This is a genomic window from Methanoculleus sp. MH98A (assembly GCF_000691865.1).
In the GTDB taxonomy this organism is placed as follows: Archaea; Halobacteriota; Methanomicrobia; order Methanomicrobiales; family Methanoculleaceae; genus Methanoculleus.
The window spans coordinates 1-12,472 of the sequence record NZ_JMIO01000014.1 but is presented as its reverse complement, the minus strand read 5'-3'; the positions used below and the strand labels follow the sequence as shown (position 1 = coordinate 12,472).

At 60.6% G+C, this 12,472-nt stretch carries 14 protein-coding genes and 1 pseudogene; 8 read left to right on the top strand and 7 right to left on the bottom strand.

Annotation, left to right across the window (positions count from 1 at the left end; genetic code table 11):
- The first annotated feature begins 180 nt into the window (after positions 1-180).
- The 6 genes from EI28_RS02910 (at position 181) to EI28_RS02890 (ending at position 5,728) form a co-directional block, all read left to right on the top strand.
- Positions 181-957, top strand: a complete 777-nt coding sequence (locus EI28_RS02910) for a radical SAM protein (protein ID WP_231476552.1) — start codon at positions 181-183, stop codon at positions 955-957.
- On the top strand, positions 906-1,235 hold the full coding sequence (locus EI28_RS14665) for an SPASM domain-containing protein (protein ID WP_231476551.1): 330 nt from the start codon (positions 906-908) through the stop codon (positions 1,233-1,235). The genes EI28_RS02910 and EI28_RS14665 overlap by 52 nt, the downstream gene beginning before the upstream one ends.
- On the top strand, positions 1,236-1,730 hold the full coding sequence (ahbA, locus tag EI28_RS02905; RefSeq protein WP_048112508.1) for a siroheme decarboxylase subunit alpha: 495 nt from the start codon (positions 1,236-1,238) through the stop codon (positions 1,728-1,730).
- Positions 1,711-2,208, top strand: coding sequence for a siroheme decarboxylase subunit beta (gene ahbB, locus EI28_RS02900; protein ID WP_048112580.1), 498 nt, complete (start codon positions 1,711-1,713; stop codon positions 2,206-2,208). Before ahbA ends, ahbB begins: the two co-directional genes overlap by 20 nt.
- The gene (locus EI28_RS02895; protein ID WP_048112507.1) at positions 2,205-3,401 is read left to right on the top strand and encodes a radical SAM/SPASM domain-containing protein; all 1,197 of its coding nucleotides are present in this window, start codon (positions 2,205-2,207) and stop codon (positions 3,399-3,401) included. Before ahbB ends, EI28_RS02895 begins: the two co-directional genes overlap by 4 nt.
- A 203-nt stretch (positions 3,402-3,604) precedes the next feature.
- On the top strand, positions 3,605-5,728 hold the full coding sequence (locus EI28_RS02890) for a catalase (RefSeq protein ID WP_048112506.1): 2,124 nt from the start codon (positions 3,605-3,607) through the stop codon (positions 5,726-5,728).
- Positions 5,729-5,799: 71 nt separating this feature from the next.
- Here EI28_RS02890 and EI28_RS02885 read toward each other — a convergent pair whose 3' ends face one another.
- The 6 genes from EI28_RS02885 to EI28_RS02860 all read right to left on the bottom strand — a co-directional run bounded on the left by EI28_RS02885 (position 5,800) and on the right by EI28_RS02860 (position 10,416).
- Complete coding sequence (locus EI28_RS02885) at positions 5,800-6,246, bottom strand: DUF3887 domain-containing protein (RefSeq protein WP_231476550.1); 447 nt, start codon at positions 6,244-6,246, stop codon at positions 5,800-5,802.
- Positions 6,247-6,345: 99 nt separating this feature from the next.
- A complete protein-coding gene (locus EI28_RS13085; protein ID WP_231476549.1) occupies positions 6,346-7,818 on the bottom strand; it encodes a response regulator in 1,473 nt (490 codons plus the stop codon).
- Between the two features lie 183 nt (positions 7,819-8,001).
- Positions 8,002-8,475, bottom strand: coding sequence for a RidA family protein (locus tag EI28_RS02875; RefSeq protein ID WP_231476548.1), 474 nt, complete (start codon positions 8,473-8,475; stop codon positions 8,002-8,004).
- A 145-nt stretch (positions 8,476-8,620) separates the two neighbouring features.
- Positions 8,621-9,655, bottom strand: a complete 1,035-nt coding sequence (locus tag EI28_RS02870) for a hypothetical protein (RefSeq protein WP_048112505.1) — start codon at positions 9,653-9,655, stop codon at positions 8,621-8,623.
- A 126-nt stretch (positions 9,656-9,781) separates the two neighbouring features.
- Positions 9,782-10,126 (bottom strand): DUF86 domain-containing protein, encoded by a 345-nt coding sequence (locus tag EI28_RS02865; RefSeq protein ID WP_048112503.1) that lies wholly within the window; start codon positions 10,124-10,126, stop codon positions 9,782-9,784.
- Positions 10,123-10,416: a nucleotidyltransferase family protein gene (locus EI28_RS02860; RefSeq protein WP_048112501.1), complete on the bottom strand. Its 294-nt coding sequence runs from the start codon at positions 10,414-10,416 to the stop codon at positions 10,123-10,125. Before EI28_RS02860 ends, EI28_RS02865 begins: the two co-directional genes overlap by 4 nt.
- A 74-nt stretch (positions 10,417-10,490) precedes the next feature.
- On the opposite strand from EI28_RS02860, the pseudogene EI28_RS02855 reads away from it, so the two are divergent.
- Positions 10,491-10,907 (top strand): annotated as a pseudogene (locus tag EI28_RS02855) (ATP-binding protein); the annotation flags it as partial.
- 272 nt (positions 10,908-11,179) lie between these two features.
- Here EI28_RS02855 and EI28_RS02850 read toward each other — a convergent pair.
- Positions 11,180-11,563 carry a PKD domain-containing protein gene (locus tag EI28_RS02850; RefSeq protein ID WP_155937229.1) on the bottom strand — a complete coding sequence of 128 codons (384 nt, stop codon included), beginning with the start codon at positions 11,561-11,563 and terminating at the stop codon, positions 11,180-11,182.
- Between the two features lie 442 nt (positions 11,564-12,005).
- On the opposite strand from EI28_RS02850, the gene EI28_RS13915 reads away from it, so the two are divergent.
- On the top strand, positions 12,006-12,472 hold a 467-nt coding region (locus tag EI28_RS13915; protein WP_155937227.1), incomplete at its 3' end, for a hypothetical protein.

The following is a 12,472-nucleotide window of genomic DNA, read 5'->3' as shown; positions in this document are numbered from 1 at the left end:
GGGACAGTTAACCGTTCCGGCGACGCGAACGAACGCGGGAAGGGAAGGGAAAGATGCCGCCACGGGCAAGATAACCAGAATGCTCTTCATTTTCCTGGGATTTGCGATACATTGATATAGGGTCGTCCGGGTATACCCACGCCTCTCTTCGGGGGAGCGTACGAGATTGGTGATCGGTTGATGCTGGACAGTATCGGAGACAGCGGGAAGAGCGGACCCACCCTCATATCATGGAACGTCACCTACCGGTGCAATCTGCGGTGCGCCCACTGCTACATGGATGCCGGGGACGGAGGAGGGGCTCCGGAACTCTCCACCGATGAAGCAAAGCTGCTCATCGACCAGGTTGCGCAGGTAGGCTCCCCGGTGATGATCCTCAGCGGCGGAGAGCCCCTGCTGCGGGACGACCTCTTCGAGATTGCCGAATACGGGACGCAGCGGGGGCTTCGGATGGTCATCGGGACGAACGGAACCCTGATCGACGACCGCACCGCGGTGCGGCTCGCCGGGGCGGGGATCCGGAAAGCGGCGATAAGTCTCGACTCTGCGGATCCGGGGGTTCACGACCGGTTCAGGGGGGTAACGGGCGCGTGGGAGCGTGCCGTCGCGGGCATCGAGGCCTGCAGGGAGGCCGGTATTCCCGTTCAGGTGCACACGACGGTGACCCCGCAGAACCATCGCGATCTGGAGAGGATCGCGGAATTCGGGGAGAGCCTCGGGGTGCACGACTTCCAGTTCTTCTTCCTCGTTCCCACGGGAAGAGGGAGGAGCCTCGTCGATATCTCTCCCGGGATGTACGAGACCCTGATACGGCGGATCCTCCGTCTGAGGCTGATCGGGGTTTATCCATCCGCCCGACGTGCGCCCCGCAGCACGTGCGGATTGCATCCGAGATGGGATTACCTGTGGCAGAGGGGGAGCGGGGGTGCATCGCGGGCATCCGCTACTGCAGGATAGACCCGAAAGGAGAGGTTACCCCCTGTCCCTACCTTCCGCTGGGTCTTGGGAACATCCGGGAAACTTCGTTTGCGGAGATCTGGAGGGGGTCGGAGATCTTTGCAGCCCTCCGCTCCGGCGAGGCCCTGAAAGGTAAATGCGGCATATGTGAGTACCGTTTCGCCTGCGGGGGGTGCCGTGCCCGGGCATACGGGCTTACGGAAGAGAGTTCGCAGGCCGGCGATTACCTGGCAGAAGACCCCTGGTGCCTCTACGAGCCGGGATCGGGGGTGCGGTGAGTGCACCTCGACCCACTCGACCGGGAGATCCTCCGGCAGGTGCAGGACGATTTCCCGCTCGACCCCCGGCCGTACCGGGTTCTCGGCGACGCGCTCGGGATGCCGGAGCGGGAGGTGATGGAACGGCTCGCCAGGCTCTCCCGCCGCGGGGTGATCAGGCATATCGCGCCGATCCTCGAGCCCGGACGTCTCGGCATCCGCTCCTCCACGCTCGTCGCGATGCGGGTGCCGGAAGAGCGGATGCACGAGGTCGCGGCGATCGTGAACGAGTACGACGGCGTGTCCCACAACTACCGCCGCGACGGCGACTACAACCTCTGGTTCACCATCGCCGCTGCGGGCGAGGAGGAACTGCTCGATACGCTCGAGGAGATCGTGCGGCGTTCGATGATCCCTCCGGGGGACGTCCTGAACCTCCCGATAGCACAGAGGTTCAAACTCGACGTCCGGTTCCGGTTTCTCGCGGAGGATGACGATGATGGACGAGATCGATAGGGAGATTCTGCGGCTGACGCAGGACGGCATCGGGCTTGAGGAGAGGCCGTTTCTGCATGCGGCAAGGAGGCTTCGGATCAGCGAGGAGGAAGTCGTCGCCAGACTGCATAGGCTCAGGCTGACCGGTGTAGTCCGCCGGTTCGGGACGAGAATCAACCCCCGGAAGGCCGATCTCATGGCGAACGCCATGGTGGTCTGGAGCGTTCCCGAGAACTGCGTCGCCGAGGTCGGAGCGGCCATGGCGGAGAGCCCCGACGTGACCCACTGCTACGAGCGCCGCACCGTCCCCGGACGCTGGGAGTACAATCTCTATACCGTGCTCCACTGCCGTGACCGCGAGGACGCGCTCCGCAGGGTCGCGGCCCTCTCCCGGGCGACCGGTGCCGCCGACTACCGGATTCTCTTCAGCACCGAGGAGTTCAAGCGGGAACCGAGCGGCCGGATCGAGCCTGCGGCAGGGCCGGGGCGTGGGCAATGAACCGGATTACGAGATACATCCATGCAACCGGCACGGTCAGTGAGGTGCTCCGGCACCGTGCCGGCGAGAGGACACCAAGCGGAATGCTCGCATTCTCCGATATCCGCCGGCCGGTCGTCTTCTGGAACATCACGAACCGGTGCAACCTGTTCTGCTCCCACTGCTACATCCGCGCAGGACCGGGAGAGCAGCGGGAAGACGAGCTGACGACTGAGGAGGCGTTCGGCCTGATCGACGACCTTGCAGCGATGCGGGTCCCCCTCCTGCTCTTCTCCGGGGGGGAGCCGTTGGTCCGGGAGGACTTCTGGGAGCTCGCCGGGCACGCGAAGGAGCGCGGCCTCACCACCGCCCTGAGCACCAACGGCACGCTGATCACGCCCGCCGCTGCACGGCGGCTCCGCGATGCGGGCGTGGAGTACGCGGGAATCTCGCTCGACGGGGCGACCGCAGAGACGCACGACAGTATGCGAAACGTCCCGGGGAGCTTCCAGAGGGCCGTCTCGGCGCTCGAGAACTGCAGGTCGGCCGGGCTGAAGTGCGGCGTCCGGGTGACGGCGACGCGGGAGAACTACACCGAGATCCCCGCCCTCATCGACCTCTCCCTGGACGTCGGGGCGGAACGGTTCTGCGTCTACTGGCTGGTACCGAGCGGCCGGGGAGGCGAGGGATACGATGGCCTTCAACTTCGATCCTACGAGATTGCCGGCCTCCTTGACCTGCTCATCGAGAAGGCACGCGACGTCGATCCGGCGGCCATGGAGTTCCTCACGGTCGACGCGCCCCAGGACGCCGTATACCTTCTTGAGAAACTGGAGAAGGATGATCTGCCGGCATACGAGAGCATGTGCACGCTCCTCGCACGCTCCGGCGTCGGATGCAGCGCGGGGGACCGCATCGCAAACATCGATCCCTCCGGTTCCGTCTACCCCTGCCAGTTCGCCCAGATGGACGAACTCAAGGTCGGGAACATCAGGGAGAAGCCGTTCAGCGCCATCTGGAACGATCCGGAGAACCGGATCCTCGCCGACTTCAGGAGGAAGAAGGACCTGGTCGGAGGGTCCTGCAGACGATGCTCCTACCGCGACCGTTGCGGAGGAGGATGCAGGATCCGGGCGTTTGCCGATACCGGCGACCTCTGGGCGGAAGACCCGCTCTGCCCCGTCCGCCGCGAGGAACCCCGGGACGGGGCGTGACCGGAAACGTCTGATAGGTGGAAGAACCTGGTTTCCTCCATCAACCCATTTTGCAGGCACCCCTGGCTACAAAGGCCGTTCTGAACATCCGTTTCCAGCGTGCAGTTACTTTTATGGTGGGTGGCCGGAATGTGGGGGCACGCCCGCCGGGGAGAGCAGCGGTGTATGGCCGGCCGGGATAAGAGGGGTGCAGGTGAGTGAGTATGGATCAGAAGAGAAAGGTAGATGAGAAGAGCAAGCAGGAGCAACTCGACGAATTCCGCCAGGACCCGGAGCAGGAGTTCCTGACGACGAACCAGGGGGTCCGGGTAAGCCATACCGACGACTCGTTAAAAGCGGGGGAGCGGGGGCCGACGCTCCTTGAGGATTTCCACTTCCGCGAGAAACTGACGCATTTCGACCACGAGCGGATCCCCGAGCGGGTCGTCCACGCCAGGGGTTCGGGCGCTCACGGCTACTTTCAGGTCTACGAACCGATGACCGAGTACACGCGAGCGGCGTTCCTCCAGGACCCTGCAAAGAAGACGCCGGTCTTCGTCCGGTTCTCGACGGTCGTCGGGTTCCGCGGGTCTGCCGATACGGTCAGGGACGTCCGGGGGTTCGCGACGAAGTTCTACACGGAGGAGGGGAACTACGACCTCGTCGGCAACAACATGCCGGTCTTCTTCATCGTGGACGCCATCAAGTTCCCCGATCTCGTTCACGCCATCAAACCGGAGCAGCATCACCAGATGCCGCAGGCCTCCGCCGCCCACGACACCTTCTGGGACTTTGTCGGGAACCTGCCCGAGATCACGCACATGATCATGTGGGTCCTCTCTGACCGTGCGCTCCCGAGGAGTTACCGGATGATGGAGGGGTTCGGGGTCAACACCTTCCGGTTCGTCAACGCTGAAGGGAAGGCGCGGTTCGTCAAGTTCCACTGGCGGCCGCTGCTCGGCGTCCACTCGCTCGTCTGGGACGAGACGCAGAAGATTGCCGGAAAAGACCCGGACTTCAATCGCCGCGACCTCTGGGAGGCGATCGAGATGGGGGACTACCCGGAGTTCGAGTTCGGGGTGCAGCTGATCGAAGAGGCGGACGAGCACAACTTCGACTTCGATATCCTGGACGCGACGAAGATCTGGCCCGAGGAGGAGGTGCCGATCCGGTGGATCGGGAAGATGACCCTGAACAAAAACCCGGACAACTTCTTCGCGGAGACCGAGCAGGTCGCCTTCTGCCCGGCGAACGTCGTGCCGGGGATCGACCTCTCGAACGACCCGCTCCTCCAGGGCCGGCTCTTCTCGTACCTGGACACCCAGCTGATACGCCTCGGCGGCCCGAACTTCCAGGAGATCCCGATCAACCGGACGCTCGCGCCCGCCGCGAACAACCAGCGGGAGGGCTACAACCGGATGACGATCAACATGGGTGAGAGCAGCTACTTCCCGAACGCGCTCGGCGGGAACAAACCCCGGCCGGCAACGGCGAAGGAGGGCGGCTTCGTCCACTACCAGGAGAAGATCGAGGGCAAGAAGATCCGTGCACGGAGCGAGAAGTTCAACGACCACTTCAGCCAGGCGAAGCTCTTCTGGAACAGCATGTCGGACGCGGAGAAGGAGCATATCGTCAAGGCCTTCCACTTCGAGCTCGGGAAGGTCTCGGACTCCGGGGCCCGCAAAAGGGTGGTCGACCTCATCAACAACGTCGACGGCGATCTTGCCATACGAATTGCGGAAGGGATCGGGGTGCCGCCCCCGGCGGAGAAGGGCGCGTCCTCCGGCACGAAGAAGTCCCCGAACCTCAGCCAGGAGAGGACCGTCATGGACACCGTCAGGAGCAGGAAGGTCGCGATCCTCGCGATGGAGGGCTACAACCACGATGAGGTGATGCAGGTGAAGCAGGCGCTCAAAGATGCCGGAGCCCATCCGCAGATCGTCTCCCAGTTCCACGGCACGGTCAAATCCGCCGACGGCAAAGAGATGGAGGTGGACAAGAGCTACGTCACAACCACCTCCGTCGTATACGACGCCGTGTATATTCCGGGCGGGAGGCACGCGGAGACCCTGAAGAACCAGGGCTACGCGATCCACTTCATCAACGAGGCCTTCAAGCACTGCAAGCCGATCGGGGCGATGGGAGAGGGAATCGAACACTTAAAGGCCTCCGACATCAAGGGCGTGGCCTTCGCCGACGCCGGCTCAGGAGAGGAGGCCGTCTCCGAGATGGGGGTCGTGACCTGCGGGAGCCGGGGGGACGTGAACTCGTTTGTCGAGCAGTTCAAGACGGCCATCGGCCGGCACCGCCACTGGGACCGGGAGAAGAAGGAGCAGGTGCCGGCCTGAGGCGGATCGTTGCAAAAAGAGCCGGGGAGAACCTCCCCGGAGGTTCTTTTTTAAAATTCTGATGGAACACGTTAACTGCGCAACTTCGGTGAGTTGAACCAGAGCCCGTGGAGCCGGTGCGACGGATCGTCCTTTTTAAAGACGAACCGGAGAGCCACCCCGTCCTCCCGCTCGAACTTTGCTTTGTAGTTGACGGCAATATGCTCGCCGGTCTCGGTGACGACGGGATCGCTCCTGGATTCATAAAGCCCGATCCGGGACGTGACGTGTTCGCGGTTCTGCTCGAACGCGCCCTCGTCGAGAGCCTGCCTCATCTCCGGGCTGAAGCCGCGGGAGTAGATCGTGTAGTTGCCCTCGTTGAAGCCCTGCATGAGGTTGTCGGCGATCGGGTCCGCGTATGCGAGCACCTCTGCCTTCACGTCGTCTGAGACCACGGTCTCCGGGGCCATGCACCCGCATGCAGCGGCCGCGGCGAGGATGAGCAGGACGGCGAGGAGTGGGATCCAGGGGAAATTCATAGAGTGACGTCGGATTAAGGGGAGATTAAGGTAGGGGTCGGGTCGCGGGGAGCCGGAGGGACGGCGATACAGGAGACCGCCTCCCGGCACAAAACTCCCTCATCCTTCAACCCGATACATCCCGCGGGGCACGAGCATCTCGAATCGTGCCCCATTCCCGGGCTCGCCCGTCTCGGTGATTCTGATCCCGGTGATCCCGAGAATCTCCCGGATCAGGAAGAGGCCGAGCCCCGTGTTCTTCCCGACGCCCCGGTGAAAGATCCGCTCCTTCTCCTCCGCGGGGACTCCGGCACCGTCGTCTTCCCAGATGAGGGTGAGATCTCCGTTCTCTCCCGGATGATACCGGACGCAGACCCGGGTCACCGACCCCCCGTGCCGGAGTGTGTTGTCCATCAGGTTGGAAAAGACCGTTGCAAGCATCGGATCGGCGTAAACGGCAAGATCGCCGGCCTCGTTCTCGACCGGCAGCCCGTGAAGCGCCTCGGTCCCGAGCGCATCGGAGACCTGCTGCCATTCCGGCGACCGGACACCGAGATCCGTGTAATCCCGGGTGAACTCGATCTGGCGGCGTATCCGGTCGGCCGAACTCTTCACGCGGGCAAGGTTCTCCGAGATATCCTCGCCCGGTTCGGCCTCCTCCACCATCCAGAGGTTGCCGAGAAGGATCGTCAGCTGGTTCAGGATATCGTGCCGGGTGATGCTGCTCATCAGGTTGAGTTTCCTGTTCGCAACAGCCAGGCTGTTCGTCTGCCGGACAAGTTCCTCGGCGTGATACGCGATCTCCCGCTCCAGCGCCGTGTGCTCGCTGATGTCCAGAATCGTAAACGTCACGCCACGTGAGGAGTCCGCCGGATCGAGGGGTGTGCCGGAGAACTGCACGTCGAGAGTCGCTCCGTCCTTGCGCAGACAACGGGTCTCAAGCGTGCACGTTCCGGCCTTCCGGATCTGGACGTCCATCTGCTGCAGGGCGGATTCATACTCCGCGTCGCCCGGATAAAGCAGCCGCATGGACTGACCGACGAGTTCGTCGCGGGTGTAGCCGAGAAGATCGCAGAGCCGTTCGTTGACCTCCGTGACGACCCCGTCCACAGCCATTCCTATACCGGTGGGGGCGGTGCGGAAGATGCTCTCCGCCCTGTGCAGCATATCTTCGCTCCTGCGCAACGCCGCTTCCGCCCTCTGCTTCCCGGCCAGTTGCCGGACCGCATTGGCGAGATCGGCAAACTGCGCTCTCGGGTCGCCGCCTTTCTGGAGGTAGAAGTCGGCACCGCTGTTCAGCGCCTCGATTGCCACCTCCTCGCGTCCCCTGCCGGTGAAGATGATGAAGGGTACCCGGGACCCTGCCTCCCGGACATGCTTTAAGAGAGCAATCCCATCCATCCCCGGCATCATGTAGTCCGAGACGACCGCATCGTACCGCCCGGCCATGATTGTTTCGCATGCCTCCAGCGGGTTCGAGGTCGTATCGACGATGATGCTGCCCGCTCGCTCGAGGAAGGCCCGACCGATCTCGAGCAGCGCCTCTTCGTCGTCCACGTAGAGGATGTGATCCGGGTTCGTGAGGGGATGCACTATATCTAAATGAGAGAGAACGAGTATAAAAAACATTTCCAATTGTCAGGGCAATATAGAGGCATTTTATCGTATTGTGCGGGATTAAGGAAAGATTTCGATCTAACGGGGGCCGGTATTCCCACAGAAGGGAGAATGCAATCTCTCCCGCGTGAGCACGGCGCCTCCTTCAGGTCGCCCGGGTCACCGCACGTTTGCGATCATCTCGATCTCGACCCTCGATCCTTTCGGGAGGGCGGCGACCTGCATCGTCGCCCGTGCGGGGTAGGGCTCGTTGAAATACTCGGCGTAGACGGCGTTGACCGCATCGAAGTCCGCGAGGTCCGTGAGATAAATCCGGGTCTGAACGACGTCCGGGAAGTCGAGGCCGCCTTCGGCGAGTATGGCCCGCAGGTTCTCCATCGCCTGCCTCGCCTCGCCGGCGGCGGTGCCGGAGAGGTTGCCGGTGACCGGGTCGAGACCGATCTGCCCCGAGATGAAGAGGTAGTCCCCGGACTGCACGGCCTGGCTGTACGGCCCGATGGGCTCCGGCGCGTCATCCGTGTAGAGAGCGATCCTTTCCGGATCGGGCGGGGGGGCTATGATCGCGTAGATGCCGAATCCCGCAAGGAGACCGCATGCAAAAACGAGAGCCAGGATCATCGTGCCGCCGTTCATGACCTCTTCCTGCCCGTCGAGGCCGGAGCATCCATATGAGGTGTTCGATGCACCGATACGTATACCTTTGGAGGAGGGCGGCGGTTCCGGCGTCCAGGCGGGCGCCTCCGTGGAGCCGGACGAATCGGCGGATGGCGTTCGGTCTCTATCCGCTCCCTTCCTGCAGCAGGGTGGAGATGTCTTTCTCGGTTCTGCAGAGGCGCACCATCGATTGTGCGATCCGGTACGGGTCGATCTCTTCCCCGAAGAAGAACTGAAGCCTCGTCCATCCGGACGGGTCGGTAACGAGCTCGACCCTCTGCGTCTCCGGGATGGCCGTGGCGAGGTGCTCGCGGAGTCTGGGGAGGAAGCCTGCGATCGTCGGGTACTCTTTGTGGTTGACCTGTATCTCGATGCTGATGGAATCCACCCGGTCGCCGAACTCGTAGTGCACCGCTGCCGGCCACCCTTCGCGGTATACGCGGACGCTCTCTTTGGTCGCGTGCGTTGAGAATACGGGCGGCTTCATCTTCGAGAACTTCTCGACGATCAGGCGAAACCGTAACCTCTGCCGCTTTATCTCCGGATCCGCCTCTCCCGATACCAGGAAACGCGAATGGTAGAAGTACTCGTGCCTGCCGAGCCGGTAGCGCTCGACCACCAGCAGCCGCAGATCGAGATCGCTGTGTTCGTTGAGGTAGCTGAACTCCCGGATAAGGTCATCCGGGGCAGCGTCGAGGACGATGATGCCCCTTATCTGCCCGGCTCTCAGGTACGAGGCGAAGTTGCTCTTCAGCAGGGCGAGCCGTTCTCCGGGGTTCTCTTCCCCCTCGGCACCGGCCATAGAGTGAAATGTCTCTTCGAGAAGGCCCCCGGATCGCTCGTTCACCGCATCAGGCGTAAGGTTGCGCATTGCTGAAAGAGAGTCGCATAACCGACCGACAACCTCGTGCCGCGACTCTTCGTTCCGGGCCAGTTTCACCTCGACGATGACCGGCAGTCCGTTGTTGTCGATGAGAACGATATCGGCGAACCCGCCCTCAAGCGGAAACTCGCGGCTGATCGTGACGAGCGCGGAATCGTCCCGGTCGACGAGGAGCACCGGGTGCCCGGCGAGGATCTCCTGCAGTTCATATTCATTCTTGAAGGGGTCCGGCTGCTGAGCCAGCTCGCTTCCTTCGCTTATTCGTATCGCGGGCATCGAATCTCTCCATAGCGAATATGGAGGGAGAGGTTGATATGTTTATCAATAGGAGTGCCGTGGGTTCGGAATGCGGCGGCGAACGGGTATCATGTCATTCGCGTGTCAGACAGCGCCATCCCGAAGTTACCACCCGCGCTCCTGCTTGAGGATGCGGCGGAGCTCCTGCCGGAGCTCCGGAACGCGATTGACGACGGTACGCCAGACAAGTTGCGTGTCGACGCCGAAATACGTGTGAATCAGTTTATCCCGCATCCCCGCCATCTCACGCCAGGGAACGGCGGGATACTTCTCCTGGACGGGCAGCGGAATCCTTTTTGCCGCCTCGCCGATGATCTCAAACTTCCTGATGACGGCGCTCTGCGTCCTGTCGTCGTGCAGGAACTGATCATAGGTCATGCCTGCGGTAAACTCCTCAATCCTCTCAAGCGCAGCAGCAAGGTCCGAGAGATAGAGAGTATGCGATCTCATGCGACAAGGAGGTCCCGGGTAACCGATCTCTGGATCTCCGGGCGAAGTGCCGCCTTCGGCACGACGTCCACGCCGGACCCGAGTTTTTCTTCGAGGTACTGTGACAGCCCGACAAAATCGAAGAGATCCGCACCGGAACCGAACTCGACGAGTATGTCGATATCGCTGCCCTCCCCCTGTTCTTCACGGGCATACGACCCGAAGAGGGCGATGCTCTCGACGTGATAACGCTCTCTGAGTTCGCCCTTCAGGGAGCGAAGAACCTCGAGGACTTCGGTGCGGGTTTTCATCTGCGCAACGCTCCTGCTGTATCTCCTCTTACGCTCGCGGGTTGCTTTAATCTATTGTTCTTCGTAGGAGCAGCAGCCCCGGTCACCTCCCGAACAACCTGACGGTGGAAAAGATTCGGGCTGGCAACTCCAATATCAGAAACCCGATTCTTGCATCGTACGTCGCAAAGGGGCTGTTGCCGTACCGCGGTCTCGGCTCCGGCATCAAACGGGCACTCGAAGACTGGCCCGAGATCGACTTTACCGACGACCGGGACGGCTGCCTCTTCACCGTCACAGTTCACCGAAAGGGGGAGAAAAGTTCGGAGAAAAGTTCGGAGAAAATCCTCGCGCTCCTGAAGGCCGAACCCGACCTTGCAGCAAGAGTAGTCGCAGAGAGGCTGGAAATCACGCAGAGAGCAGTTGAAAAGCAGATCGCCAAACTTCGTGAAGATGGCCGGCTCCGTCGCATCGGCCCTGCCCGGGGCGGTCACTGGGAGGTACTGGAATGACCTTCACCGAAGCATGCTCCATCCCCCGGGACAGGTGAGCCGCCGGCATAATCGAGGGGAAAAACCGGCTCCTTGAGGGAGATGTTGCCCGGGCTACCTGAACCTGCTCATGACATGGGAGTGAACAAAAGAACAAACTACCGTCCCACAACGGAACGGTAGCGAGTATAACAGGTACACATATTGCACAATCTCATAAGTGGTTCTCGGTGCTCAACAGATCCAGAACAGGGCGGTTATAGATTAGCGAAAAATTAGACGCTCCCCCCCCGTCACTGCGCCGCCTTCTTCTCCTGCACCGGCGGATTCTTGATTGTAACGTCGACCGACTTCGAGTTCTTCCCGCGAACCTCCACCTTATATGTCCCCGCTGCCGGGAACTTGTGCGCGAAGAACGTGTAGGTCTGCGGGCCGCCGGCGGAGAGGTCCTGTTTCTTGCCGACCTGTTCACCGTTGATCCACAACTGCGCCTTGAAGTGCGTATCCCAGTCCGAAGACGGAACTCCTTCGTTGTCGAACCAGTAGCCGATGCTCACCGAGACGTCCGGGAAGAAGTACACGTTGCCCTTCTCGTCGCGGCCGCCGCCCGTGCTGCCGCTGACCGTGGCAGTCGCTTCGACGGAGTTGATGGTTGCATCACGGTATGTTGGATCCATGGTGCCACATGTATAAAAGAAGTATAATAAATTACCTCTCTGCCGCATTACTGCTCGGAGGCCCGTCAATACCGCGTGCGGGATCGTTTTGCCGCCGAACGGATTCGCATGCGGATGTAGGGCATTCGTGAGATTCAGAATCAGATGTTCGGAAGTGAGGGAAATGCGAAATTTGAGTGAGTTTGATCTTAGGTGGGGTCATTGTATAGGGTTGTTGTAGGCTTACTGTGAAAACCTGAAGCATAGGACCATCCCAGAGAGTCACTCTTGCCCACAGCCAGTATCGTTGCACTCGCATCGCTGCTTACCATGAAACCTTCCGCGTAAAACAGCTCAAGGCAGGTGAAAACAGCATTTGGAGCCCCAATACCAAATAAACATGTGCGATATCAAGTAAAAGATGCGACAGACATATATAAAACGTTCTTTGAATGGTTGATCAATGAAAAATGATTCCAAGAAAATAAAATGGAATTGGTTAATAGTAACTGTCTTTGTGCTCATTCTTATTCTCCTTCCCGAAGCGCTTGTTATATTGGCATACCCCAGTATTAAAGAGCAAAGTGATGCAGATCTTGCTGAATTTATTAGAGAACTGGATCAGAATTGTTCGTCGCAGGACAAAATTGAAAAGATCATGGATTTTGTCGTGAAAGACTACTTTCAAACATATAACGTGAAGCCAACATTTTATTTGAATCCTTGTTTAATGAGGTTTCCAATATATGGAGATTCTCCAAATAATATGTCTGCTAGACCCCATATCCGACCATCCCGCATGCTATTTAATGAAAACTCACATTTCATAGCATACTATAAAACGGGAGCATGCGAAGAGTTAGCTATTCTCTTCAATAAAACAACTTCAGAGGCGGGCTTTAAATCAAGAATAGTTAGGACTACGGCCGA